The sequence below is a fragment of the [Clostridium] aerotolerans DSM 5434 genome, assembly GCF_000687555.1.
Classification (GTDB): Bacteria; Bacillota; Clostridia; order Lachnospirales; family Lachnospiraceae; genus Lacrimispora; species Lacrimispora aerotolerans.
Genome location: NZ_JHWJ01000001.1, coordinates 520,606 through 546,740 on the forward strand (window position 1 = coordinate 520,606; position 26,135 = coordinate 546,740).

Consider the following 26,135-nt stretch of genomic DNA (forward strand, 5'->3'; position numbering starts at 1 on the left):
ATTGCCTGAGTTCGGTAAATCAGACTCTTTAAATTCAGAAGGAGGTGCAATATGAAAGATATAGATTATATGCGTCTTGCAATTCAACTTGCAAAACAGGGATGCGGGTGGGTGAACCCCAACCCAATGGTGGGGGCGGTAATCGTAAAGGAGGGAAGCATCATTGGGCAGGGCTATCACAAAAAATATGGAGAACTTCATGCCGAGAGGATAGCACTGGCAGGCTGTCAGGCATCTGCAAAGGGGGCAACGCTCTATGTGACATTGGAACCCTGCTGTCATCATGGAAGAACACCACCCTGTACCGACGCGATCATAGAAAGTGGTATTACCCGTGTGGTAGTCGGTTCCGGTGATCCCAATCCGCTGGTCGCCGGGAAAGGAATTGAGATTTTACGGTCTCACGGTATTGAGGTAATTGAGAATACTGCAAAGGATGAATGTGACAAACTAAACGAAAGCTTTTTCCATTACATTCAAAGCAGAACCCCCTATGTAGTTATGAAATATGCCATGACCATGGATGGAAAAATCGCCACCTATACCGGAAAGTCACAATGGATCACTGGCCCAGAGGCTCGACGGCGTGTTCATGAGGACAGACACCGTTATTCTGCCATTATGGTCGGAGTTGGTACTGTTCTCGCAGACGATCCCATGCTGACCTGTCGGCTGGAAAACAGCAGAAATCCGCTGCGAATTATCTGTGATACCAATTTAAGAACACCAGTGAACGCAAACATTGTAACTACAAATGATGCAGCCCCCACACTTATTGCAACGGCAGTCACAGAGGCAAAACGACATAAGCCATACCTGGATGCGGGCTGTGAGATTATGGTACTTCCTCAAAAAGATAATCATATTGACTTAAACAGTTTGATGATAAAATTGGGTGAAAAGCAGATTGACAGTCTTTTGCTGGAGGGAGGAGGCACACTGAATTGGTCAGCACTTAAAAACGGCATTGTCAATAAGATACAGGCGTATATGGCTCCAAAGGTGTTTGGCGGCAGTGGAAAATCTCCGGTGGAAGGGCTTGGTGTTACTCGCCCCAATGAAGCATTTCGGCTGAAAAAGCCAGTGATTACACAGGTTGGGGAGGATATTTTGTTGGAAAGCGAGGTGATTTGGTGTTTACAGGAATCATAGAAGAAATTGGAACGATAGAAAGTGTGAAAAAAGGAGCAAGCTCTGCTGTCTTAAGGATTCAGGCATTGAAGATCATGGATGACATTCATTTGGGTGACAGCATTGCAGTAAATGGTGTTTGTCTTACAGTGACTACGATTTCTACCGCTGGCTTTGCGTCCGATGTGATGCATGAGACCATGAACCGGTCATCACTGGGGAGTCTTCGTATGGGAAGTCCGGTTAATCTGGAGAGGGCGATGCCTGCAACCGGCAGATTTGGCGGTCATATCGTTTCCGGTCATATAGATGGAACCGGCACGATTCTTAACATACAAAGAGATGATAACGCTATCTGGTATAAAATCAAAACACCCCTTCCGGTTCTTCGCTACATCATTGAGAAAGGCTCCATTGCCATTGACGGAATCAGTCTCACAGTTGCAAATGTGTATAAGGACAGCTTTGATGTTTCCATCATACCTCACACGGCTCTATTCACAACACTAGCCAAACGGCGTGTAGGGGATCTGGTCAATTTAGAAAATGACTGCATTGGTAAATATGTGGAACGCCTGATGGGAAAAGAAACTCAAAGCAACAATATCACAGCCGAATTTCTTGCCCAAAACGGCTTTTAGGAGGAATAAATATGGTTCAATTTAACACAATCGAAGAGGCGCTTAAGGACCTTCGCCTTGGTAAAATTATTTTGGTTACAGATGATGAGGACAGAGAAAATGAAGGTGACTTTATCTGTGCAGCGGAGTTTGCCACAACTGAAAATGTAAATTTTATGGCGGTACATGGTAAAGGTCTGATATGTATGCCCATGAGCGAAGCCCTTTGCCAAAAGCTCCAATTTCCCCAGATGGTGGAGGATAACCGGGATAATCATAAGACAGCATTTACCGTATCCGTTGACCATGTGACCACCACCACTGGCATTTCGGCGGCAGAGCGGAGCATCACAGCCTTGAAATGCGTTGCTGAGGAAAGCAAACCGGAGGATTTTCGCCGTCCCGGCCATATGTTTCCCCTCCTTGCAAAGAAAAACGGCGTACTGGAGAGAAACGGGCATACTGAAGCTACTGTGGATTTTATGCGGTTGGCAGGTTTAAAGGAATGTGGTCTTTGCTGTGAGATCATGAGGGAAGACGGAACTATGATGCGTACACCAGAGCTTATGGAGCTGGCACAGAAATGGGACCTTAAGATAGTTACCATCAAAGCCTTACAGGATTACCGCAAAAGAAATGAAACCCTGGTTGAGCAGATAACCTGCACATCTATGCCTACAAGGTATGGTGATTTCAAGGCTTACGGATATATCAGCAAGCTCAACGGGGAGCATCACGTGGCACTGGTAAAGGGTGAAATTGGTGATGGGGAAAATCTGTTATGCCGGGTTCATTCGGAATGCCTGACTGGAGATGCGTTCGGTTCCATGCGATGTGACTGTGGACAGCAGTTCGCGGCAGCCATGATGCAAATTGAAAAAGAGGGAAGGGGGATTCTGCTTTACATGCGTCAAGAGGGGCGGGGCATTGGGCTGATTAATAAGCTCCGCGCCTACGCGCTTCAGGATCAGGGGCTGGATACCTTGGAAGCCAATCTTTCTCTTGGCTTTCCTGGAGATATGCGGGAGTACTTCATTGGCGCACAGATTTTAAGGGACCTTGGAGTCAAGACCCTTCGTCTGCTGACCAATAATCCGGATAAGGTATATCAACTTTCCGGATTTGGCATGGAAATCACCCAGCGGGTTCCCATTGAAATGGAAGCTACGGATCACGACTTATTCTATCTGAAAACCAAGCAGAAAAAAATGGGTCACATCTTACATTATTAAATAAAAGGAGATTAAAACATTGAAAACATTCGAGGGAAATTTAGTATCCAGGGACATTAAGATTGGTATTGTTGCCGCACGATTTAATGAATTTATTACAAGCAAACTGCTTGGCGGTGCACTTGATGGATTGAAACGTCACGAAGTCAGCGAGGATGACATTGACATTGCATGGGTTCCCGGCGCATTTGAAATTCCGCTCATTGCCTCCAAAATGGCAAAAAGCAGAAAATATGATGCAATCATCTGCCTGGGTGCTGTCATTCGTGGAAGCACCACCCATTATGACTATGTATGCAGCGAAGTTTCCAAGGGGATTGCCCATGTATCTTTAAACAGTGATATTCCAGTGATGTTTGGTGTTCTCACAACTGAAAATATTGAGCAGGCCATTGAACGTGCCGGAACAAAGGCTGGCAACAAGGGCTTCGATTGTGCGGTAGGTGCCATTGAAATGGTAAACTTAATACGGGATATGGAAGGCTGAAACGATAATTAGACCTTCAATTCTAGCGCTTCTGCACAGTCAAGAATGGTAAAGTAATTATAAATATATGGAAATATGAGTAAGAGAAATGAAGATATCAGCATGCGTGTTTTCGTGTATAAGAATAAAAACAATATTTCATGAGAGGGGCGAGATAATCGCCTCTCTCTTTTTGGCAGCACTATAGTTAGGAATCAAAATTCTTTCATTATGGATTGCAAGAATGGTACATTTTCACAACTTGTCTTTTGATAACATACAATAAAGTATGATGATAGGAAAGGAGGTGAGATGAATGGGCTGCTTTAACTGTGGTTGCTGCAGACGCCGTTGCAATTGGAATAATGGCAATAATAATGGTAACAATGGTAACAATGAACGGTGCAGAAGAGAGATCAGAGAGGCTTACTGGCAGGGTTTCAGAGATGGCTGTAGGAAGTGCCGCTGGAGATCAAGGGGGTTTAACGAGAATTTTAACGAAGGTTTTAACGAAGGTTTTAACGAGGATTTTGACGATAACTTTGATGATAATTATAACTATAATTATGATGATGGATATGATTATGAATAATCTTTTTAGGCAGGCCTCCCAAATAAGGACCTGCCTTAAGTTATATCTAACAGCATTTATGGAGGCATAATATTTAATTAACCGTACATAACTCTCTTCAAACGAATAATTATTAGCTATCGAGCGATAATAAAACGATAAGTATTTTACTTTTGACAAAATAATTATTGATATAAGGGAGAAAAAATGGAAGTAAAAGATAGAATCATACAGGATAAAGGCTTAGATCATACGCTGAACATATTGGAAGAAGGATACCTGTTTATTAAAAATAGAACGGATCGCTATGAATGCAACATGTTTGAAACTCATATTATGGGTGAGAAAGCAATATGCTTAAGCGGAGAAGAGGCTTGCAAGATCTTTTACAATGAAGAACTGTTTCAACGAAAAGGTGCAATGCCCATGAGAATACAAAAAACACTGTTTGGAGTTAATGCCATTCAGGGAATGGATAAGAAGCCCCACACGGAGCGCAAATTATTTTTCATGTCTCTGATGACGGAAGATCGTCAAAACGAATTGACCCGGCTATATAAGGAAGAATTGGAAGCGTCTGTCTTTCAGTGGATGGAAAAGAAAGAAATTGTTCTTTTTCATGAAATGAAAAATATTATATGCAAAGCAGCGTGTAAGTGGACAGGCGTCCCTATAAAGGAGAATGAAATCGAAGACAGGGCAGATGATTTCTGTTCCATGATTGATGGAATAGGAGGCGTTGGTCCAAGATACTGGAAAGGTAAGTCAGGGCGTAATAAAACGGAGGAATGGATTCAAGGCATTATCGACGATGTGAGACTGGGTAAGCTGAAACCGGAAGAGAATTCCCCGCTGAAATTAATGGCCTTTCACAGGGACCAAGACGGAAATCAGATGGAGCTTTCAATGGCTGCAAAGGAACTGATTAACGTAATTCGACCCATTGTGGCGATTTCAACCTATATAACGTTTACTGCATTAGCAGTCTATGAACACCCCCAGTGCCATGATGAATTACTTAGAAATCATCATAATTATTACGAAATGTTTGTGCAGGAGGTCCGCAGGTATTATCCATTTACTCCATTTCTTGGAGCAAGGGTTCATAGAGATTTTGAATGGAATGGGTATGGGTTTAAAAAAGGAGTTTTGGTATTGCTTGATGTATACGGGATGGATCATGATCCCCATATCTGGAAGAATCCTGATCAATTTGAGCCAGAGCGTTTTTTGGAAGAAAAGGACAGGACATACAGCTTTATCCCCCAGGGAGGCGGTGATCCTGCCAAGGGGCATCGGTGCCCAGGAGAAGGTATTACGATTGAGATAATGAAAGCAAGTCTCGATTTTCTGGTGAACAAAATTGAGTTTGAAGTTCCAGAACAGGATTTGAGCTTTCGTCTCTCCAGGATTCCTACCTTGCCTGAAAGCGGATTTATAATGAAGAATATAAAAAGAAAAGTCTGAGTCATCGAAGAATGTACTCTATATATTTACAGGTTATAAAAAACGAGTAAATTGAAAAAAATACTCGTTTTTTTGTGTATTAAGATATGATATAATCTAAAATACGAAATAACTAAAATGAAAAGGGGAACAAACATATGAATGATAAAATTGTGCCGAGAATCAATACGAACTTGCGCAGCCATACAGTAATTGTTCCAGAATCCATAAATCAGGCATCAGGAATTATAATTAATGGGCAGAAGATAAGATCGATCTTATTCTCTACGGATGTAGCCATTATTGCTAATTGCAACGCAGATGCTGTCATCGCCGTATACCCCTTCACCCCTACCTTGCAGGTCACAAATGCCATTATTGATGTATCGCAAAAACCTGTTTTTGCAGGTGTGGGAGGCGGCACTACCTCTGGTGCCAGAGTTCGGGAAATTGCCCTTGATGCGGAACTCCATGGAGCCATTGGAGTCGTGCTCAATGCGCCAACGAAAACAGATTTTGTTAAAGCTTTATCGGATTATATTGATATTCCCATTGTATTATCCATTATTTCTATTCATGAAAATCTGGAAGAACGTATGCTGGAATCGGGTGCTAACATCATTAACGTATCCGGTGGCCGCAATACCGTCGAGATTATAAAGGAGCTGCGCAGGATCGATAAAACATTTCCAATTATAGCAACCGGTGGCCCAAACAGAGAAACCATTGAGGCCGTCATAGAAGCAGGAGCAAATGCCATTACATATACCCCTCCAAGTAATGGTGAGATATTCAGACATATCATGGAAGAGTATCGGAAACGTTGTAAGATGACTGATTTAGATTGAAAGATCTTTATAATTTACTTGATTGTTACCTGGAAATATAGTATACTACTTGAGTTTTAGAGTAAAAGAATTTGGTCTTATTGGAAACGTTGCTGCCTGGCATGAACAACACAGATACTTTACTTAAATTTACTACCAGGAGGAGCATCAAATGCCAAGAAACAAATTTCAAACCATTATTTTTACTCTGTTAATGACCTTTTTTATGGTGTATGTTATGATCTGTTATAACATTGCTTTAGAAATGGGAAGCATGAAGAATCAGATTTTTTTACTGGGTCTTCACGAGATGATCATTATGTGGCCGGTTGCCATTTTGATTGAATTACTGATTGGTGAAAGATTAACCATGAAGTTAGTGAAACGAATCATTACACCGGTTATGGAGCAGCCAATCATTATGATATTACTCATATCGACCATGACGGTATGTGTTATGTGTCCTATCATGAGTCTGATTGCTGTAATTCTATTTAAAAACCCTGGAACAGAGATCGTAGCTGTGTGGATCAATACCGTAGTTTTTAATTTTCCTATGGCTCTTTTTTCCCAGATTTTCTTTGTAGGGCCTTTGGTACGTATGATATTTGGTACTGTTTTTAAAAGAGAGAATAAGTAAGCAGTGATAAAATAATGTAATATAGTTAACCTGGCAGTCCAAAGGATTGTCAGGTCAAAATTGGTTATTGACAAAATATAATTCATTGGATATAATGTTTCGTAAATATTTTAAGGAGACAATTCACTCAATGGATGACAGTGACAGTAGCAACAACAATAACTGTACTCGACCGTATTTAAATAGAAAAGGTTTCAGAATAATACAAAGGTGTGCTTTGCGTGTTACATGGCAAGGCATGCCTTTTTGTGCTATTCTGACTTTTAATAAATTTTATAAAGGAGATTTACATTAATGGATGACCACTTACCTAAGCCTTGGCACGCAAAATCAGCAGAAGATGTGCAAGCAATGCTTGAAACATCAGAGGATGGCCTAAGCGATGCCGAGGCGGCACTAAGACTACAAAGAGACGGGTTTAACGAACTGCGTCAGAAAAGTAAGAAAAGCATTTTGATTATGCTGAAAGAGCAGCTTACCGATGTCATGATCTTAATTTTGATTGGAGCTGCGGGACTATCTGTCCTGCTTCATGAATGGACAGAAGCGATTGTAATTTTAGTAATTGTAGCATTAAATGCAACTGTAAGTATTATTCAGGAACGAAAAGCAGCCAATGCCCTGGAAGCCTTAAAGAACATGGGAGCACCTTTTGCCCGTGTACTGCGTGAAGGGGAAGAAAGCCAGATTCCTGCAAAGGAACTGGTGGTCGGAGACATTATCTATTTAGAGGATGGCAGTATCGTTCCGGCGGATATCCGATTAATCAATACCAACAATTTAAAAATCCAGGAGGCGTCCTTAACCGGAGAATCTGTTCCTGTGGACAAAGAAGATACAGCTCTGTTTTCAGAGGAATCTCCACTGGGAGATCGAAGCAACATGGCTTATAGTTCATCTGTAGTCATGTACGGAAATGGAACCGGTATTGTAGTGGAAACCGGAATGCGAACAGAAGTAGGTCAGATCGCAGGTCTTTTGGATCAGCAGGATGAATACGATACCCCTTTAAAACGGAAGTTAAATTCCGTAGGTAAGATTCTAAGTATCTTCGGACTTCTTGTCTGTATTGTGATTTTTGTAATTGGTTCCCTGTACGGCAGACCCTGGATTCCATTGTTAATGACCGCCATATCCCTGGCTATCTCAGTAATTCCAGAAGGTTTACCAGCCACTGCCACGATTGTAATGGCACTTGGCGTACAGCGAATGGCTCAGAAAAATGCACTGGTACGTAAATTACCAGCGGTAGAAACATTAGGTGGAGCTACGGTCATCTGCTGTGACAAAACGGGTACATTAACTCAAAACAAAATGACAGTTACTAAGGTGGCTATGAATGGAGATTTTGAATCCGGTCATACCACGGAAGTAGAAAGAGCATCGGAAAGACAGGAGATTTATCTGGAGTTGGTTCACGCGGCTTTGCTTTGTAACAATGCAAGCCTTGACCCAGACCGGCCAGGAGATATTCTTGGTGATCCAACAGAGGGAGCCTTGATTTTTCTGGGTGATGCTTTTGGACTTAATCAGAATGAATTAGAAGAGGAACACCCCCGCTTATTTGAACAGCCTTTTGACTCTGATCGTAAGCGAATGACCACAGTTCACCAAATGAAAGACGGTTTTACTGCCTTTACAAAAGGTGCTGTGGATGAAATGCTTCCTCTTTGTAACTATATATTGACATCAAATGGAATACGATCCATTACAGAGAAAGACCGTAAAGAGATCCGGGAATTATGCTTGACCATGTCATCAGATGCACTTCGTGTCTTAGGATTTGCAAAGCGCGTTGTTTCAGAAATACCGGAAGATGATGAGGCTGATCTGGAATGTGATCTTACCTTTCTTGGAGCGGTCGGTATGATTGACCCACCTCGTAAGGAGGTAATTCAGGCAGTGGAGACCTGTAAGGCTGCAGGAATCCGCACCATCATGATTACAGGAGATCATAAGGTGACTGCGGTAGCAATTGCCCAGCAGTTAAAAATCTTCTGCGAAGGAAATACCGTTGTATCCGGTGATGAGCTCCATAAGATGTCTGATGAAGAGCTTGATAAATCAATTGGAACAACAACCGTTTTCGCCCGTGTGACCCCAAGCGACAAGCTTCGTATCATAGAATCCCTTCAGCGTACTGGTGAAATTGCAGCCATGACTGGCGACGGGGTAAATGATGCCCCTGCTTTAAAAGCTGCAGACATTGGTGTTGCCATGGGAAAAAGCGGAACGGATGTAGCGAAGGAAGCCGCCGATATGCTGCTTCTTGATGATAACTTCACTACCATTGAATATGCAATCCGGGAAGGACGTCGTATATACAGAAACATTCAAAAGGTGATTCAGTTCCTTCTGGCAGGAAACATTGCAGAAATATTGACTCTCTTTATTGCGACCTTACTTAACTGGGATGCGCCGATTCTTGCAGTACACATATTGCTGATTAACCTGGTAACGGATTCTCTTCCGGCCATTGCATTGGGAATTGATCCTGCCAGCAAAAATATTATGAAGCACAAACCGGTGAAGTCAGGAACCTTATTTGAATCGGGATTGGTGATCCGCGTTGTTCTCCACGGTATTTTTATTACCATTGCCACGGTTTGGGCATACCGATATGGTCTAACGGCTCAGGGCCATACCGTAGGAATGACTATGACATTTCTTGTTCTGGCCATTTCCCAGATGTTTCACGCTTTAAACCAGCGTTCCAACATTGATTCCATTTTTACCCCGGGAAACCATCATAATAAAGCTCTGTTTGGTACGATGGCAGCCTCTGGTGTGATCATTGCACTGATTATGATGATTCCTCAATTGAGAAGCTTTTTCAGTCTGACAACGCTTTCTTTCCATCAGTGGCTGATAACCCTGGGATTCTCCCTGCTGCCTTTGATTCTTGTAGAAATTACAAAACTGATGCAGCGGACATTTTCAAAGTAAATCAGAGTTAATAAAGTTAGAGCTGGCTGAATGCCGGCTCTATTTCATAGAAAAAAACTTTTATTAATGGTGTTTTCAGGTATGATTTATTTTCATTGTCATTATTATAGTAATAAGTATATCTTTAGGTCGTGATTGTTATGTTACAATGTCCCAAGGGCTCAGTTTGTTATCAAGTCTGTCCAGGAGACTCCTTATTTTTAATTGCTCTAAAGTTTAATACCAGTACGGATGAAATCTTAGCAGCTAATCCAGGAATAGATCCAAGCAAGCTTTATATCGGGCAAGTCATATGTTTACAGCCAAATACTCTGGATTTACCGCCTTGTATCCCCCAGGATCATGATGATATAAGCAAAGCTCAAGTAGATTTAAGTAATCATATCAGAATGCTGTGGGAGCAGCACATTACATGGACTCGGTTGGTCATCTTAAGTATGGTATTTGGTTTACCAGACGTAGATCTGGTTACCAAACGTTTGCTTCAGAATCCTAAGGATTTTGAAGCACTGCTTAAGCCTCTCTATGGAGAAATGGCGGCTTCCAGGTTTGAACAGCTATTTACCAGCCATCTTGTAATTGCTGCGGATCTTGTAAAGGCTGCAAAAGCTGGTGATAGTAAGGCAGCAGAGGAAGCAGAAAAGAAATGGTATACAAATGCAGAAGAAATAGCAGCTTTTCTAGCAAGTATTAATCCTTACTGGTCACAGGAAGCTTGGAAAACGATGCTTTTTGATCATCTTGCAATGACAAAAGATGAAGCTGTTGAGCTGCTGACTGGGAAATATGAGGAAAGCATTACTACTTATGATCAAATTGAAACTCAGGCGTTGGAAATGGCAGATATGATGACAGATGGAATTGTGAATCAATTTTCCGGGAATTTTTAAGGGTTCTATGCAAGGAAGCAGCCAAATGATATTCTTGTAATAGCATAAATCATAATTTACACCAGAACAGAAGCTTTTAATAGATGGGATATAGGCTGAGTCTAATTAGAAAGAACTCAGCCTAAGCATTTTATAACAAACGGACAGGCTCGTGCCATTTATGGCGTCATTATTTATCTTTTACAGCCCTTAGCTCAATATATCCTCTTGCCCCCAGTGGTTCTAATTGAATACGGGGATTTTCATCGTCCCATACATATCCAATAAAGGACGGATCATATTGATTCATGGATTCTTGAATTTCCTTAATCGCTTCGCAAAAATCATTTTCATCAAAAGGCTCACCCCTAAACATCAGATATTTTGCTCCTGGCAGTAAAATCGTATCAAATCCATCGGGAATCATTCCGTCATAGTCTACTGGCACCTCAACACCCTGAACATATTCGGAGGTGTCTTGTTTCCTGTAGGCATTTGGAAGCCAAAGGCAAACCGGCTCATTGCTAATAGACTTGATGCTGGTGAGCAGTCCCCAGACGTCACAGCCTACTTCCTCGCAATAGGTAAAATATTCCCTTGCTGTTACTCCTCGCTTGATGATAACTTTTCTGGCAGGTTTTTCAACCAATTGAAGAAATACTGTTTTTGTACGTTCCATTTTAATCTCCTTTCGAACTATTTGATCACTAACCTTGTATGGAGTGAAAAGGTATAGGGGGATTGGGGATTTTGCATATTCTCTGGGATTGCAGCCAAATTCCCGAAAAAATGCGCGCTGATACCCATCCGTACTGCCAAAGCCAAGCTCCAGGGCGACATCAATAATCTTACATGACTCATCTCTTAGCTTAAGCGCTGACTTAGACAGTCGAAGCCGACGAATATATTCAGCAGGTGTCAAGTTGATATACTGGGAAAACAATCTGTGTGAATGCCAAGGCGAAAAGTGTGATGCATTTGCCAAATCGGCAAGTGTAATGTTATCCTGCAAGTGGCGTTCAATATAATCCTGCATTCGGCTGACGGCTAAAATCTGTTCCTCCATTTTTTCCCTCCTAACAGTTATAATCATAACAGCAGCAAAAGAAAACTTCTCGACGATTCTTGCTAATTTGATTTCAGTTTATCATATAAGTGGTTTTAAGACCAAGGTTTTATGAGGTTACAGACATAGTAATTAAATGAAGCTTTTTGATTGATTGACCAGTATCTATCTACTTTGTATAATGAGAAATACATGAGTGACAGAATCTGTATCTCTTCAAAGCGGACAGAAGTAAGCAAACCACAACAGGAAAGTGAGAACGAAAACATCTATAATAATCCATACAAGGAGGGCAGTAAACATGGAATGGGTAACACTTTTACAAACAGCAATTGACTATATGGAAGAACATTTATTGGAAAGCATCAATTATGAGGATGTAGCCAGACAGGTACATATGTCTTGTTACAATTTTCACAGAACATTCAGCCTGATGGCCGGAATCACAGCAAACGAGTATATTCGCAATCGCAGGTTATCTCTGGCTGGACAGGAGCTGCAGCTGACGGATATAAAGATTATTGATGCCGCCTATAAATATGGCTATGAAACCCCGGAGAGTTTTTCCAAAGCATTTTCCAGGTTTCACGGAGTTTCTCCAAAGCTTGCTAAAGTAAAAGGTACTCAGCTTTCCCTGTTTCAGGCCCTAGCCATTAAAATAATATTGGAAGGTGGTAGAACCATGGATTACAGAGTAGAAGAAGTGGGAAAGAGAACATTTATTGCAAAGGTGAAGGAGTTTCCAAATGAAATAATCAATGATGAGAGCAATCATGATATTCCACTGTTTTGGGGAGAATGCCGCAAAAAGGGCATAATAAACCAGCTGACTGGCATGCGGTCTAAGGGTAAAAAGGATATCTATGGCCTTTGCAGTCCTACCAGAGAGCAGGAAGCAACCTTTGATTATGGCATCGGAGTGGTGGTTGACAGTGATACTGTAATTGATGATGAGATGGCCTTAAAAGACCAGGGATTTCAGTTCTGGGAGGTAGAACCCACGGAATACGTGGTATTTAAATGTTATGGAGACAGTGGTAATTGTATCAGCGAGACCTGGAGCCGGTTCTTTAAAGAGTTTCTGCCTCAGTCCGGTTATATCCATACGGATGATACGGATTTTGAAATTTACTACGATCAGCAGGAACCAGAACTTTTTTGCGAGCTATGGATTCCTGTGAAGAAAAAATAATAAGGTATTGGTTCGTCGGCATAAAGCTATCTTTATGCCGGCGTTTTTAAGATTCACGGTTTTTTGAGATAAAGCAGTTAATGCAAGTGTCTGATCAAAGCCTCCAACCGTTCTATTATCAGGGTTTTCAGTGAATCCGGCTTTATGGATTCCACGTTTTCTCCATAAGCTGAGAAGTAATGAGCAATAAAGGACTCTTCACCGGGATTATAAAATCCGCGGATCACATATTGCCCATTTTCCATAAACAATTCCATGGAAGGATAATGCTCCTTGTAAAATAAATCCGCCCCCTTATTTGTAACGGTCACCTTAAACTCAGTTGCACCTGGTTTTTTATATAAATCAACTGCCTTTCTTTTAAATTCACTTAAGGGCTTAGGATGATATACTGAATTTTCTTTCACTTCTATCACTTTGTCGCATCGAAATACTTTAGGCTCATTGGTCTTAAAGTTGTATCCTGTGGCATACCACTGCCCGTAAGCAGAGGTGATATCAAAAAACTGTACCACATAATTTCGTACGGAATCATTCATTCTATATCCTACTTCACATACTTTTTCTTCTATCGCATATTGCAGAATATCCTTTAAATAATAGCAATGATTAAAATGTCTGATTGAGCCTAAACGGAAGACCTGTTCCATTCGATGCAGCAACGATATATTATCAGCGGAGATACATGCTTCAAATTTTCTCTTTAGCTGGTCCACGCTTAAATGAAAGGGAGTACTTTCATAGGCTTCTAAGGTAAGCATGGAAAAATATAAAGCGAACACCTCATCCATAGTAAATAAGATAGGAGAGAGCATCCTGTTTTTTAGAATTCCATAATGGCCGTTTCTTCCTTGCCTGGAGTAAATAGGCAGTCCCATTCGCTCTAAAGACTGTACGTCTCTGAGTGCCGTGCTTCTGGATATTTCAAAACGCTCCATAATGTCCTTTAGACGAAAGGCGCTTTTGTCTTTTAAAAACATAATCATATCGTTTAAACGTTCTGCTTTATTCATTAATTCTTCCATTTCCCTGTTGAATGTTAAATAGTGTCATAATTTGAAACCTTTTTTATTATACAACAAACCATCACTCATGAAAAGCAGTGGACAAACGCATTTCACAGGCCGCTCCTGAATATACATGGGAGTAAGACGGTTTCATGAGAAAGGGCTGTAACGTAAAAACAGTTCATTTTGCAACCAGTATTAAAAAGGAGGATGTGAATGGATTCGAAACGTAAAGCGGTATCGACCCATCAGGCGATAGGGAGTTTTCGTAAAAAGGTGAGGAATAACCGGACTTTGCTCCTCATGTGTCTTCCGGCAGTGGCTTTTTTTATCGTATTTAATTATTGTCCTCTTCCAGGTGTGTACATAGCGTTTACCAATTACAATTTCAGGGACGGCATCTTCGGCAGCCCGTTTGTTGGCTTTAAAAACTTTGAATTCCTTATAAAGTCAGGCCAGTTAAGCCTGCTCACCAGAAACACCATCCTTTACAATCTTGTTTTCATATTACTTGGTAATGTACTTCAGATTACCCTGGCTATTATGCTCAATGAAATCAACAGCAGATGGTTTAGAAAAGTATCTCAGACAATTATGTTTCTGCCATATTTTATCTCAGTCGTTCTTATTGGGGCAATCATGTTTAACATCTTAAATTACGATACAGGTGCCCTTAATACACTCATCCGGGAGACAGGTGGAAATCCGGTCAAGATCTACAGCATGGCAGGGATATGGCCCTTTATTGTAGTTTTCTGTCAGATGTGGCAGCAGACTGGATATGGTTCTGTGGTTTATTTTGCGGCTATTTGCGGAATTGAGTCCGGGATTGTAGAAGCCGCCCAAGTGGATGGGGCTAACAGCTGGCAGAAAATCTGCTACATCATTTTGCCAAGCCTGAAACCTACGTTTATTATTTTGCTTCTATTTTCACTGGGTGGAATTATGAAGGGAAACTTTGGTCTTTTCTGGAACCTGGTGGGAGCAAATTCTCAGCTGTTTCCTACCACCGATATCATTGAAACAGCAGTATACCGGATGATGATGTCACAGAACAATTTCTCCACATCCTCAGCCGTGGGTCTGTACCAGTCACTGTTTGGATTTGCCCTGGTCATGATCAGCAACTGGGTCGTAAAGAAAATCGATCCGGACTATGCTCTGTTTTAAAAGGGGGTAAGAGATGAAGAAACAGAAAATAAAAGAATGTAAAACAAACCTTTTTATTAAAGGAATTTCCTATACTGTTGTGGCCTTATTTACAATGGTATGCCTGCTTCCCTTTATCTTGATTCTCTCGGCATCTTTAAGCACGGAAAGCGTAATCAGCAGGCAGGAATTTGGTCTTCTTCCCAGAGGACTTACAATGACGGCATACCAATGGGTATTCCGGTATCCCAAAATGATACTCGGTTCCTATGGCGTTACTATTTTGATGACCGTCTGCGGGACCCTCCTTGGCCTGTTCCTCATTGCCATGACCGGATATGCTCTGCAGAGGCAGGATTTCCCGTTTCGTAATATACTTTCTTTTTTTATTTATTTTACCACTTTATTCTCCGCTGGAATGGCCCCCACCTATATCTGGGTCTCCAGATATCTGAATTTAAAAGGAAGCTACTTTTCTGTGTTCCTGCAGCTTCTTATGACTCCCTGGCTTATCATACTTATGAAAAATTTCGCAAAATCTGTGCCTTATGAAATCACCGAATCCGGGAAAATAGATGGTGCTGGAGATTTTACTATCTTTACCACCCTGATTTTCCCCATGCTTAAGCCTGCACTTGCTACGGTAGGCCTGTTTCTGGCTCTTGGCTATTGGAATGAATGGTATTTATCGTCCTTATATCTGGGGTCCTCTGTTACATATAAGCCCCTCCAGTATTATCTGTATAATGTCATCAATATGGCAAATGCATTAAAGTCTTCCGTTGCCGGGGCCAATGTTTCCATAACAGCGTTGCCCTCCAATACACTGAAAATGGCAACTGCCGTAATAGCCACAGGTCCAATAATATTTATGTATCCGTTTGTCCAACGGTATTTTATATCAGGTATTGCCATTGGGGCAGTGAAGGGGTGAGAAGGAGTTTCTTTCTTAATAAAAGTATGAAATGGAGGAGTGTCATGAGAAAACATGGTTTTACAGCGTCTGCAGCAGCGGTCATACTGTCTGCTGTTATGGCCGTGGGCCTTGCAGGCTGCCGGGGGGAGGGCGTCTCAAAAAACACATCGCCGAAAAAGGAGGATGGAAGTGTGGATACTTCCAGTCACGAGGTCATCAACATGCTGGTGCTGGGTGATAAGCCAAGCAACGGCAGGTGTGAGGCAATGCTTAAGGAATTAAATCAGGTCCTCACAGAAAAGGTCAATGCAGAATTAAAGCTTACCTATGTGGAATGGGCAGACTGGCAGACCCAATATAACGTTCAGCTCCTTAGCGGAGACAGCTCCATGGATATCATCACCACAGCTACCGACTGGCTGTATGGCTGGGAAAATGTGGAGAAAGGTGCGTTTCTTCCCTTATCAGAAGAAATGTTAAAGACCTATGCACCTAAGACCTGGAATCAGGTGGATGCCTCCGGTAACTGGGATATTTGCAAATATAAGGGGGAGATTTATTTTATTCCCGAAGACCACTACACTCAATATACCAATCATGGGATGTTCTACCGGGGAGACTGGGCCAAAGAAGCAGGCCTTTCGGAGGGGACAGTTCAAAAATTTGATGATCTGACTACCTATTTCAAGTATGTTAAGGAAAACAAAGAAGGTGTCATCCCCTGGGATGTAGCCGGGAAAAATAACTCCGGAGGTGCGCTGGGAGGATTTATACAGTCTAATACCGACAGCCGTGTCATCATAGGCTGCAATGCAGGAAACTATGAATTCTGGTATACCAGTGCTTCTGATCCATACACCATTTATTCTCCCTATATGGAGTCCAATGTTATTTATGAAGCGGCTGAGTTAATGAAACAATGGAATAGCATCGGCGTCTGGAGAGAGGATGTCCTTAATTTTGACGGGGATTCCCGAGAAGAGATGTATGCAGGAACCAGTGGAAGTGATCAGCATCACAGTCAGACTTATTACTCGCAGATAAAGCCCAATATGGATAAAAAGCAGCCAGGGTCTGATGCAAAGATGTATCCCTGGGGCCAGGAGAATCAAAATATAGCAAAACCCTTAAAAACTCACGGAGCAGCAGCCATCAGTGCCAATTCCAAACACCCGGAGAGAGCGCTCATGGTGTACGATCTTCTTCGCAATGATGAAACCTGTTACCGGTATATCAATTACGGAATAGAGGGAACGGATTATATCATTACGGCAGATCATAAGCTGGCTTACCCGGAAGGCTGGGATCAGAGTACGGATAAACTGGATTCCAATTTCTGGTGCGGACGAAACGATGATCTGGAGCTGGAAAACAGCTTTAATTGGAGCGGTACGAAGGAAATGATAGAGAATCTGAATAAAATCGCCTACACCTATGAATTTGAGAATCTCATTCTGAATAAACATGAGGTGGAAGCAGAACAGGCGGCCATTGCCAATGTATTGTCAGAATATCTCCCTCAGCTTGCTTATGGAAAATATGACAATCCAAGGGAAGCCATTGATGAAATGAGAAGGAAGATCAAGGATGCGGGATATGACAAAGTAAAATCAGAGTTTCAAAAGGATATGGATGAATATAAAAAAGAAACTGGTAAATAAAAAGGCTGATTAATAAAACAGACTGTGGGAGCACATTTAATCATTCCACGGTCTGTTTTGTTTATATTCGACAAAAAATACATAGAAAGATTGTATTAAATGCAGAAAAACTAAAAAGGATATTGCGCGATTTTAAAAATAGTGATATATTATGGTTAAGTTGAGAACAACTAAATAAATGAATATGAAGACGTGTTACTGGTAATGCAGGCAAGATCGGATTAGACGAATGGTTATAAGACGGATGGGGTATTTTGTCTTATGAAGAGTTCGTTTAATTGGGTCTTTTTATTTTGTCATTCCGGCCGGATGAGGAGATAAGAAAATACTTGAAAGGGGTTTTGTATATGAATTATAATCAAATAGCCAAAGATATCTTAACGAATGTTGGCGGTTCTGGTAACGTAAAAGGACTGACCCATTGTTTTACAAGATTACGATTTCAATTAAAAGATTCAAAAAGAGCAAATAAAGAAACCATCGAACATCTGGAAGGTGTCATCTCTGTTGTAGAGAGCGGAGGACAGTTCCAGGTAGTGTTGGGGACCAAAGTAAACCAGGTCTATGATGCCATGGTTCCTATGTTATCCATAGATGAAACAACAGAAATCAGCGAAGAGAAGGTATCCATCTGGAACCGCATTCTGATTGCAGTTTCTGCTATGTTTACCCCTATGGTTCCTGCGATTGCAGCCTCTGGTCTTTTAAAGGGATTCCTTACCATAGCAAAGATTCTGGCAGCGAAACAAGGTGTGGATATTACGGTAAATCAGACATACACGCTGATTATGGCTGGTACAGATGCCTTGTTCTATTTCATGCCTGTTATTTTAGCTTATACCAGTGCCAAGGTATTTAAAGCAAATGAATTTATTGCCATGGCTCTTGGCGGTACCATGTGTTACCCGTCAGTCGTAGCGTTGATGACTGGAAAAGATGTAGTGAGCATGTTTGGTGTTACCATCACCAAAGCAAGCTATGCTTCCTCTGTCATTCCGATTATCATTGGAGTTTTCATTCTTTCCTATGTGCAGAAATTTTTAGAAAAAGTAATTCCAGAAGTCTTAAAAATCATTCTGGTTCCTGGTCTGTCACTTCTTGTGATGCTTCCGGCAACTTTTATGGTATTTGGTCCCATTGGTATCTACATCGGTAATGCAATCACCTTTGTTTACACTGGTATGATGAATTTAAGCCCGGCCATATGCGGTGCCTTTATCGGCGGTATGTGGTGTGTGTTTGTTATATTTGGAGCTCATAGAGCACTTCTTCCAATTGGTATTAACGATGTGGCTCAGTTCGGTCACCAGAATCTTCTGGCTTTCGCAGGCGCAGCCAACTTTTCACAGGGTGGAGCAGCCCTGGGTGTTATGTTAAAGACCAGGAATAAAGATTTAAAGACAGTAGCAGCATCAGCAGCAATATCCGCTTCCGTTTGCGGTATTACAGAACCTGCTATTTATGGATGTAACCTTCGATTAAAAAGACCGATGATTTATGCCATCATTTGCGGTGCCATTGGCGGAGCTATCATGGGCGTTGGCGGTGTATATGGTGATTCCTTTGCAAACAACGGAATTCTTACCTTTGCAACGTATGCGGCATTTGGTATGAAACCATTTGTATATTATCTGGTCGGTGTAGGCGTTTCCTTCTTTGGCGCTATGATACTTACTTACCTGTTTGGCTTTGATGAAATGGGAGATAAGAAAAAGAAAACAGAAGCAACAGCAGTGGCCCAGACCACAGAGTCAAAGACCGAGGTAGAAACAAAGAATAACGAATTAGATCCATCAGAAGCTGATTTATTCATATATTCACCCATTGAAGGTGAAGCTGTTTCCATGACAAAAGTAAACGATGAAGTATTTTCTTCTATGGCTTTAGGAAATGGAATTGCTATTATCCCGGAAAAAGGAGAGGTAGTAGCTCCGGAGGATTGTACCGTGACCTTAATCTATCCAACCCTACATGCACTTGGCCTTATGCTGGATAATGGGGTAGAGATGATTATCCATGTTGGAATTAATACCGTTCAGTTAGAAGGAAAGCATTTTGAAAAGTTTGTAGAAGAAGGCAGCCATATTAAAAAAGGAACTAAGATTCTCTCTTTTGATATTGATGCCTTGAAAAAGGAAGGCTATGATACCATTGTTCCGATTATCGTAAGCAATACTCCTGTATTTCAGCAGGTTTCCGGAATGACTGGAAAAGGGGCTGATCTTCAGAAGTCCGTCATTGCCATCAAAAAAAATCAGTAAAGGAGTTTTAATATGAACAAGTTGAAAACGAAGTTTCCTGATCACTTTTTATGGGGAGCATCCTCATCTGCATTTCAGATTGAAGGTGGCTGGGATGAAGGCGGAAAAGGACCTACGGTTGCAGATATAAACTCCTTTAAGCGTTCTCATCTACAGGCAGACAGTAAGGTTGCCAGCGATTTCTTCCATCACTGGAAAGAGGATATCGCTCTGATGAAAGAGATGGGACTTAATATTTACCGTTTTTCCATTGCCTGGGCAAGAATCATACCAGATGGCGACGGGGAAATCAATCAGACAGGAATTGATTTTTATAATGATGTCATTAACTGCCTGTTAGACAATGATATTCAGCCATTTATCACCTTATATCACTTTGATCTTCCCTATGCACTGGTTGAAAAGTACAATGGCTGGGAATCCAGAGATTGCGTAAAGGCATTTGAGCGCTATGCTAAAATCTGTTTTCAAACATTTGGTGACAGAGTGACCTATTGGCAGGTTCATAACGAGCAAAACCTCATGGTCCGCGTGGATGAACGAGTGAACATTACCGCAGAAGGCAGCTGGGAGGCCGACCGCCAGAGAGCGCAGATGGATTATCACATGTTCCTGGCTCATGCGCTTGCAGTGAAAGCGTGTCATTCCATCATTCCGGAAGGGAAAATCGGTCCGGCAGTATCTTCCACCTGTACTTATCCGGAGAGTAACCGTCCGGAAGATGTATGGGCAGCCCGGTTAAATGACTGGTTTAAGACAGATTACTGCCTGGACATGCATTACTATGGCCAGTATCCAGGGTATTACATGCGTTATCTGGAGGAGAGAAATATCGTTCCCATTATGATGCCGGAGGATGAGGAAATATTAAAGGATGCAAAGATGGATTTCATTGCCCTGAATTATTATCGAACTCTTTGCGTTAAGTATCTGCCTGCGGATGAAACTCATCCTGTAGGTGAGAGAGCGTTCCCGATCAATCAGGTTGATTTTGACCAATATGGATATTTCCATCATCTGAAAAATGAGCATCTTGCTTCCAGTGAATACGGAGCACAGATTGACCCGCTAGGCCTTCGAACCGTATTAAATAATTATCATCAAAAATATCATCTTCCTCTAATCGTTACAGAAAATGGACTGGGTACCGCCGACACCTTAACGGAAGACGGTAAGGTTCATGACGATTATCGAATCGATTACTTGAGGGCTCATATTCTGGCTTGCAGCCAGGCAATAGAAGACGGAGTTGAGATGCTGGGTTATTCCCCATGGACCTTTATGGACCTTCTTAGCTCCCACGAGGGATTTAAGAAACGTTATGGTTTCATTTATATCAATCGTGACGATCATGACTTAAAAGATATGAGCCGTATCAAAAAAGACAGCTTTTACTGGTATCAGCGGGTAATTGAAACGAACGGGGAAGAACTCTAAATAACAGAAATGGGGTTTGGTTATGAGGGTTGTTAAGGTAATGAATAATTCTCTGCTGCTGGCGCTTGACGACAGCGGCAGAGAAGTGATCCTGATGGGAAAGGGAATTGGATTTAATAAATCCATCGGACACCATTTAAAAAGTGAAGACATTGAGAAAGTGTTTGTCTTAAAGGACCGGTCCATTTCAAAGAATATCATCCGTCTTGCATCTGAAATTGACAGTACTTATTTTGAACTGGCAAAGCAGGTGATTGACCATGCCATAGAAGCCTATGGCATGGTTTTAATGGAGCACATTTATCTGGGGCTGACGGACCATCTTTCTTTTGCTGTAAAAAGATATCATGAGGGGATTTTAATACAGAATTTTTATACACAGACATTAAAGCGCTTTAATCCAAAAGAATTCCAGGTCGGATTATATGCCCTGCAGCTTGTGAGGGAGCAGCTGCATGTGGACTTACCCCAGGATGAGGCCGGCAACATTGCCTTTCATTTTATCAATGCCCAAACAAATAACTCTGATAGCACTGACAACCAGACCATATTTGAAACCGTTCAAGGAATTTTAGATATTGTGAAATATAACTTCTCCATTATTTACAATGAAGAGGGGATCGGTTATACCCGTTTCGTCACTCATTTGCGGCTCTTTGCACAACGGCTTGTCAATGGCAGTCAGGATTTATATGATTATGAGGATTCTTTTTATACTCATGTCATTGAAAGCTGTCCAAGGGAGTACGACTGTGTGAAAAAAATTGGGATCTTTATTCAGGAAAAATTTGATTCCAGACTGTCCAGACAGGAAGAAATGTACTTAACGGTCCATATTCATCGGATATTGGAGGAATACTCTCAGCAGAACAGGAAATGAAGGGACACAAATTGAATGAACAAACTTTTACTGGCAAACAGGAAATCCGTTTTCTTGCTATGGTTTCCCTCTTTTGGTTTGCGCAGTACATATACATTCCCTATCAAACGACTTATCTGACTTTTTTAGGTGTCAGCAGTGCATTTACCGGAATGGTCTTAGGCGCTTATGGGATTACCCAGCTGGTATTTCGGCTTCCCATAGGACTCTGTGCAGATTCCATCGGAAGGCATAAATGTTTCATTATGGCAGGAACGTGTTTTTCCGGTCTTGCCTCCTTGTTTCGGATATTCTGGGGCAATGGGATGGGATTTTTAGCAGCAAATCTCTTTTCAGGCCTTGCTTCGGCCATGTGGATATCTTTTATGGTGTTTTACACCAATCACTTTTCAAACAAAAACCAGCAGGAAGCCACCAGCAGGATCGTAATGTTTAATAACCTTGGCATGCTCGTTGGTTTTCTGTTAAGTACCATTGGCTACAGCAGAATCGGGATGAAGGGGATCTGCATTCTCAGCGTGTGTGCCGGACTGCTAGCCTTTGTTCTCTCGCTTCAAATTAAAGAACCATGTAAAAAGACTGGAGAGGCTGATATAAAAGACCTTCTCTCAGTGTGTAAGTTGAAACGGTTATGGTTATTTTCCATACTTGCTCTCATTCAGCAGGGCATTCAGCTTACGACGGTAATGTCATTTACAAATCAGATCCTAAAAGACCTTGGAGCTTCCAACGGGCTTGTTGGATTATCTTCTATCATATATATGGTTTCAGCAGTGGGGTTTGCCGCTTTTGCTTCCACCTTTCTCTGTTGCAGGAAAGGCCCCAGATTCTGGATACCTATCGTCTTTGTCATTGTATCTGTATACTGTATCCTGGTACCGTCGGCAAATAAAATCTCAGAGCTTTTATTCCTGCAGATACTGCCTGGAATGTCTACCGGTATTTTGTTTTCTTATCTTAATTCTGAGGCAATGTGTGGAATTCCATTGGAAAAGCGTTCCACAGCCATGGGGCTTTTTCAGGCAGTATATGCCATTGGTATGACTACATTTCCAATCTTTACGGGAGCCCTGGCCTCTGTTTTTAGTATCCATTTCGGTTATCTGGTGCTGGCAGGGATTTCTCTCATAGGTACTGTGGTATCTACGGTATACTATATCAATAGAAGCAGAACTGAAAGAAAGTGTTAAGAGGCTTTAACGAAACAAATCTGTAATGACTAATAGCATAAAAATATAATACCTCTTACTGGAAAATACGTCTTGAACAGAATTCCGCACTACGCTGGAAGCTGGTCAAGACGTATTTTTATTGCTTGATATTGTAAAGAGCTATTAAGTAACAGCCCATCAGGTCTCTGACTTTAAACAACGGAAAGCCGTTCAAATATATGATAAATATCCACCTGGCCATATCCCCAGATGTTGTTGGGGTATTGATAAAGATCATTTCTTCTTGCGCCTCGGATAATCATACGATTAACCTGCAGACCAGTCATTTCTGTATAATTTCCCCGGGCAAACCCCCATTCCATTACCATGGCGGCAACGCCGGTGGCATGGGCACAGGCAGCGCCTGAACCGGTCAGGGTGCCATACTGGTTACCTGGAATGGCACAGGGGATTCGGTAACCAGGAGCAGCTATATCTGGAACTACATCACCAAATCTGGTATAGCCTCTTCCCGACTCTTCCAGGATCAAGTCGAAAAACTGATTGTAGGCGGCTACCGTAAGAGGATTCTTTGAGTTTCCAGGCGAAGTGATGGTGGTATTCGGTGTTGAAATCTGAAAATAGGTTTTATTGGTTATGAGATTACCGGAGGGAAGCCAGGCGTGAACAAAAAAAGGCTCGTTTTCCATGCTGTGGATTTTTAGCAGCCATGGTCCTGGTATAGGATTTTCAAAGCGAGCTAAAATCACTTGATCCCCAGTCTCTCCATCCATATCTATGTTATTGACCCAGACGCATGAATTGTCCGCGATAAGCTGATATTTTTCGCATCGGTTAAGGGAGGGAGGCCTTCCTTCCAGAAATTCCCCGTTAGGTGAAACAATATCCAGGGTAATTCTTCCGGGCGGAAACGGCCAGATTTCCATAGAAAACCTCTTATCCTGTTCTCCTACGTTTAAATAAAATTCATTTTCAAAGGGAGGGGAAGTGATGTTGTGGTAATAATGGCGGCGTTTATCTGCTTCATTCCCTGCTGCTACAGTTACATTGGTTCTCTGGAGATTTACAATGCTGTCTATATAACTAGACAGGGCACTTCTTCCTCCATGACCTCCCTGGCTGCTGCCAAGAGCAATACAAATAATAACTGGGCGGCTTAATTGCCGGGCAAGAGAAAGTAAAAAACGGATTCCCAGCATGATATCGGATTCTTGATAACACAAGGCATCTTCTGGTACTGCAAAGATATCCTTTAAGCTTTTTTTTGCCTCTTTCAGCTTTACAACAGCCAGTTTTGTCTGGGGCGCTACTCCCATAAAGGAATGTTCCTGATTGGGGGTGCCGGAAATAATGCTGGCGATTGCCGTTCCATGACCATGAGTGTCAACGCTTGGAACAATGCTTAAGGGTGCGGTAGACATTAAAGCAGTATCAATGTTGGTTTTTGTATAGACGGAACCGAATTCAAAGCCTTTTGGAGGCGTTCCGTTTTGATCGGTCTGATCCCAGATAGAGAGAATCCGGCTGGAGCCATCGTGATTACGAAAGGCAGGGTGTTGATAATCAATCCCTGTATCAATAATTCCGATGATAATTCCCAGGCCAAATAAATTCAGGCCAGGTTCTCTTTGGATGCTTCCAATTCCGGATTTTTCTACACTCACCTTAGAAGCCAGAGTATAAAGAGAGGGGAAACTGCTGTAAGGATAGATTCCAAGATCACAGGCATTCATTTGGCTTCTATGCAAGTGGAGAAGAGAGTGCTTATCGTTAATCATCGTTACATTGCCTTTGTCAACCGATTCGGGAATCAGGGCATTGCTTATGATTAAATCATAATATTCATTGTCCAAAATTTTTTGCATGAATTGCCTCCTGTGCCTTACAAGGCAAAGTATATGTATAATAGTATGCAGGGGGTGCGTGGGGTTTGCATAAAACTGATATTATAAGAGACGAAACGGTAAAATGTGCAAAAATAAAAAATAATGATTGCTTTTTTCATCAATTGGAACTATAATGAGTACACACTCAATGAATGGTTGGTCATTATATGAAATCAAAAAGACAGATACAAAAAGAGAATACGAGGCAGAAGATACTGGATACGGCATATCGGGTATATATGGAGCAGGGGTTTGGCGCGCCGACCGCTGAGATAGCAAGAGAAGCGGGCGTTTCTCACGGTTCTGTATTTTCCCACTTTCAGTCGTTGAATGAACTGCTGGAATGCCTGATCGAAGGTTTTGGCACATCTCTTGCCTTGGAGATTCGAAGGCTTGCAGAGGAAAGCGGGAGTGTGGAAGAGCTTCTGGAGATGCATCTGGTAATTTTAAGCCGTCATGAGGAATTTTATACCCGGCTCATGACAGAAAGAAGTCTGCTTCCAAAAGAAGTGCAATATACCTTTGCCAATACCCAGACTACCATTGCCCATCATTTTAGCCGTATTTTTGAGGAGGAAATAAACAAAGGGACCATTAAGGATATTCCTACCCATATGCTTTATTCCACATGGCTTGGGATGATTCACTATTATTTATGGAATAAAGATTTTTTTGCGCCCCAAGGCCCGGTAATCAGCCGTTACTCCAGGGAATTAAAAGATACCTTTCTAACGCTGATAAGATGTTAACAGGAGGAAAT

General features: G+C 41.8%; 22 protein-coding genes. 19 read left to right on the top strand and 3 right to left on the bottom strand.

Features of this window, described 5'->3' with window-relative positions; genetic code table 11:
- Positions 1-51: 51 nt before the first annotated feature.
- From ribD to T546_RS25850, 10 genes are all read left to right on the top strand, one after another.
- Entirely contained in the window at positions 52-1,152 is a 1,101-nt protein-coding gene (gene ribD / locus T546_RS0102455; RefSeq protein ID WP_026890251.1) for a bifunctional diaminohydroxyphosphoribosylaminopyrimidine deaminase/5-amino-6-(5-phosphoribosylamino)uracil reductase RibD, read from the top strand.
- Entirely contained in the window at positions 1,134-1,772 is a 639-nt protein-coding gene (locus T546_RS0102460) for a riboflavin synthase (protein WP_026890252.1), read from the top strand. Before ribD ends, T546_RS0102460 begins: the two co-directional genes overlap by 19 nt.
- A gap of 11 nt (positions 1,773-1,783) precedes the next feature.
- Complete coding sequence (locus T546_RS0102465) at positions 1,784-2,983, top strand: bifunctional 3,4-dihydroxy-2-butanone-4-phosphate synthase/GTP cyclohydrolase II (protein ID WP_026890253.1); 1,200 nt, start codon at positions 1,784-1,786, stop codon at positions 2,981-2,983.
- Positions 2,984-3,002: 19 nt separating this feature from the next.
- Positions 3,003-3,470, top strand: coding sequence for a 6,7-dimethyl-8-ribityllumazine synthase (gene ribH / locus T546_RS0102470; RefSeq protein ID WP_026890254.1), 468 nt, complete (start codon positions 3,003-3,005; stop codon positions 3,468-3,470).
- A 311-nt stretch (positions 3,471-3,781) separates the two neighbouring features.
- Entirely contained in the window at positions 3,782-4,111 is a 330-nt protein-coding gene (locus tag T546_RS0102475; protein ID WP_026890255.1) for a hypothetical protein, read from the top strand.
- A 116-nt stretch (positions 4,112-4,227) separates the two neighbouring features.
- Positions 4,228-5,487 (top strand): cytochrome P450, encoded by a 1,260-nt coding sequence (locus T546_RS0102480; RefSeq protein WP_026890256.1) that lies wholly within the window; start codon positions 4,228-4,230, stop codon positions 5,485-5,487.
- A gap of 137 nt (positions 5,488-5,624) precedes the next feature.
- On the top strand, positions 5,625-6,314 hold the full coding sequence (locus T546_RS0102485; RefSeq protein ID WP_026890257.1) for a beta/alpha barrel domain-containing protein: 690 nt from the start codon (positions 5,625-5,627) through the stop codon (positions 6,312-6,314).
- A gap of 151 nt (positions 6,315-6,465) precedes the next feature.
- Positions 6,466-6,933, top strand: a complete 468-nt coding sequence (locus tag T546_RS0102490; RefSeq protein ID WP_026890258.1) for a DUF2798 domain-containing protein — start codon at positions 6,466-6,468, stop codon at positions 6,931-6,933.
- A 294-nt stretch (positions 6,934-7,227) separates the two neighbouring features.
- A complete protein-coding gene (locus T546_RS0102500) occupies positions 7,228-9,879 on the top strand; it encodes a cation-translocating P-type ATPase (protein WP_026890259.1) in 2,652 nt (883 codons plus the stop codon).
- A 437-nt stretch (positions 9,880-10,316) separates the two neighbouring features.
- Entirely contained in the window at positions 10,317-10,769 is a 453-nt protein-coding gene (locus tag T546_RS25850) for an acetylglutamate kinase (protein WP_242842178.1), read from the top strand.
- Between the two features lie 169 nt (positions 10,770-10,938).
- Here the strand turns inward: T546_RS25850 and T546_RS0102510 are convergent, their stop codons facing one another.
- A complete protein-coding gene (locus T546_RS0102510; protein WP_026890261.1) occupies positions 10,939-11,814 on the bottom strand; it encodes an AraC family transcriptional regulator in 876 nt (291 codons plus the stop codon).
- Positions 11,815-12,115: 301 nt separating this feature from the next.
- Between T546_RS0102510 and T546_RS0102515 the strand changes: the two genes are divergently transcribed.
- Positions 12,116-13,006, top strand: a complete 891-nt coding sequence (locus T546_RS0102515; protein WP_026890262.1) for an AraC family transcriptional regulator — start codon at positions 12,116-12,118, stop codon at positions 13,004-13,006.
- A gap of 77 nt (positions 13,007-13,083) precedes the next feature.
- On the opposite strand, the gene T546_RS0102520 is transcribed toward T546_RS0102515, so the two are convergent.
- The gene (locus tag T546_RS0102520) at positions 13,084-14,019 is read right to left on the bottom strand and encodes a helix-turn-helix transcriptional regulator (RefSeq protein WP_026890263.1); all 936 of its coding nucleotides are present in this window, start codon (positions 14,017-14,019) and stop codon (positions 13,084-13,086) included.
- A 210-nt stretch (positions 14,020-14,229) separates the two neighbouring features.
- On the opposite strand from T546_RS0102520, the gene T546_RS0102525 reads away from it, so the two are divergent.
- The 7 genes from T546_RS0102525 (at position 14,230) to T546_RS0102555 (ending at position 23,507) form a co-directional block, all read left to right on the top strand.
- Positions 14,230-15,183, top strand: coding sequence for an ABC transporter permease (locus tag T546_RS0102525; protein WP_026890264.1), 954 nt, complete (start codon positions 14,230-14,232; stop codon positions 15,181-15,183).
- A 13-nt stretch (positions 15,184-15,196) separates the two neighbouring features.
- The gene (locus T546_RS0102530) at positions 15,197-16,096 is read left to right on the top strand and encodes a carbohydrate ABC transporter permease (protein WP_026890265.1); all 900 of its coding nucleotides are present in this window, start codon (positions 15,197-15,199) and stop codon (positions 16,094-16,096) included.
- Positions 16,097-16,140: 44 nt separating this feature from the next.
- Positions 16,141-17,739 (top strand): ABC transporter substrate-binding protein, encoded by a 1,599-nt coding sequence (locus T546_RS0102535; protein ID WP_026890266.1) that lies wholly within the window; start codon positions 16,141-16,143, stop codon positions 17,737-17,739.
- Positions 17,740-18,086: 347 nt separating this feature from the next.
- The gene (locus T546_RS22660) at positions 18,087-20,000 is read left to right on the top strand and encodes a beta-glucoside-specific PTS transporter subunit IIABC (RefSeq protein ID WP_084326098.1); all 1,914 of its coding nucleotides are present in this window, start codon (positions 18,087-18,089) and stop codon (positions 19,998-20,000) included.
- 12 nt (positions 20,001-20,012) lie between these two features.
- Positions 20,013-21,437, top strand: coding sequence for a glycoside hydrolase family 1 protein (locus T546_RS0102545; RefSeq protein ID WP_026890267.1), 1,425 nt, complete (start codon positions 20,013-20,015; stop codon positions 21,435-21,437).
- 22 nt (positions 21,438-21,459) lie between these two features.
- Entirely contained in the window at positions 21,460-22,317 is an 858-nt protein-coding gene (locus tag T546_RS0102550; RefSeq protein ID WP_026890268.1) for a PRD domain-containing protein, read from the top strand.
- A gap of 11 nt (positions 22,318-22,328) precedes the next feature.
- Positions 22,329-23,507 (top strand): MFS transporter, encoded by a 1,179-nt coding sequence (locus T546_RS0102555; RefSeq protein ID WP_026890269.1) that lies wholly within the window; start codon positions 22,329-22,331, stop codon positions 23,505-23,507.
- A gap of 173 nt (positions 23,508-23,680) precedes the next feature.
- On the opposite strand, the gene T546_RS0102560 is transcribed toward T546_RS0102555, so the two are convergent.
- The gene (locus T546_RS0102560) at positions 23,681-25,354 is read right to left on the bottom strand and encodes a S8 family peptidase (RefSeq protein ID WP_026890270.1); all 1,674 of its coding nucleotides are present in this window, start codon (positions 25,352-25,354) and stop codon (positions 23,681-23,683) included.
- Positions 25,355-25,542: 188 nt separating this feature from the next.
- Here T546_RS0102560 and T546_RS0102565 point away from each other — a divergent pair, with 188 nt between their 5' ends.
- Positions 25,543-26,124 carry a TetR/AcrR family transcriptional regulator gene (locus T546_RS0102565; RefSeq protein ID WP_026890271.1) on the top strand — a complete coding sequence of 194 codons (582 nt, stop codon included), beginning with the start codon at positions 25,543-25,545 and terminating at the stop codon, positions 26,122-26,124.
- The last annotated feature ends 11 nt before the right edge of the window (positions 26,125-26,135 follow it).

Coding starts and splice junctions, on each gene's coding strand:
- ribD (WP_026890251.1), top strand. CDS start 52: ATGAAAGATATAGATTATATGCGTCTTGCAATTCAACTTGCAAAACAG.
- T546_RS0102465 (WP_026890253.1), top strand. CDS start 1,784: ATGGTTCAATTTAACACAATCGAAGAGGCGCTTAAGGACCTTCGCCTT.
- T546_RS0102480 (WP_026890256.1), top strand. CDS start 4,228: ATGGAAGTAAAAGATAGAATCATACAGGATAAAGGCTTAGATCATACG.
- T546_RS0102485 (WP_026890257.1), top strand. CDS start 5,625: ATGAATGATAAAATTGTGCCGAGAATCAATACGAACTTGCGCAGCCAT.
- T546_RS0102490 (WP_026890258.1), top strand. CDS start 6,466: ATGCCAAGAAACAAATTTCAAACCATTATTTTTACTCTGTTAATGACC.
- T546_RS0102500 (WP_026890259.1), top strand. CDS start 7,228: ATGGATGACCACTTACCTAAGCCTTGGCACGCAAAATCAGCAGAAGAT.
- T546_RS25850 (WP_242842178.1), top strand. CDS start 10,317: ATGGTATTTGGTTTACCAGACGTAGATCTGGTTACCAAACGTTTGCTT.
- T546_RS0102510 (WP_026890261.1), bottom strand. CDS start 11,814: ATGGAGGAACAGATTTTAGCCGTCAGCCGAATGCAGGATTATATTGAA.
- T546_RS0102515 (WP_026890262.1), top strand. CDS start 12,116: ATGGAATGGGTAACACTTTTACAAACAGCAATTGACTATATGGAAGAA.
- T546_RS0102520 (WP_026890263.1), bottom strand. CDS start 14,019: ATGAATAAAGCAGAACGTTTAAACGATATGATTATGTTTTTAAAAGAC.
- T546_RS0102525 (WP_026890264.1), top strand. CDS start 14,230: ATGGATTCGAAACGTAAAGCGGTATCGACCCATCAGGCGATAGGGAGT.
- T546_RS0102530 (WP_026890265.1), top strand. CDS start 15,197: ATGAAGAAACAGAAAATAAAAGAATGTAAAACAAACCTTTTTATTAAA.
- T546_RS0102535 (WP_026890266.1), top strand. CDS start 16,141: ATGAGAAAACATGGTTTTACAGCGTCTGCAGCAGCGGTCATACTGTCT.
- T546_RS22660 (WP_084326098.1), top strand. CDS start 18,087: ATGAATTATAATCAAATAGCCAAAGATATCTTAACGAATGTTGGCGGT.
- T546_RS0102545 (WP_026890267.1), top strand. CDS start 20,013: ATGAACAAGTTGAAAACGAAGTTTCCTGATCACTTTTTATGGGGAGCA.
- T546_RS0102550 (WP_026890268.1), top strand. CDS start 21,460: ATGAGGGTTGTTAAGGTAATGAATAATTCTCTGCTGCTGGCGCTTGAC.
- T546_RS0102560 (WP_026890270.1), bottom strand. CDS start 25,354: ATGCAAAAAATTTTGGACAATGAATATTATGATTTAATCATAAGCAAT.
- T546_RS0102565 (WP_026890271.1), top strand. CDS start 25,543: ATGAAATCAAAAAGACAGATACAAAAAGAGAATACGAGGCAGAAGATA.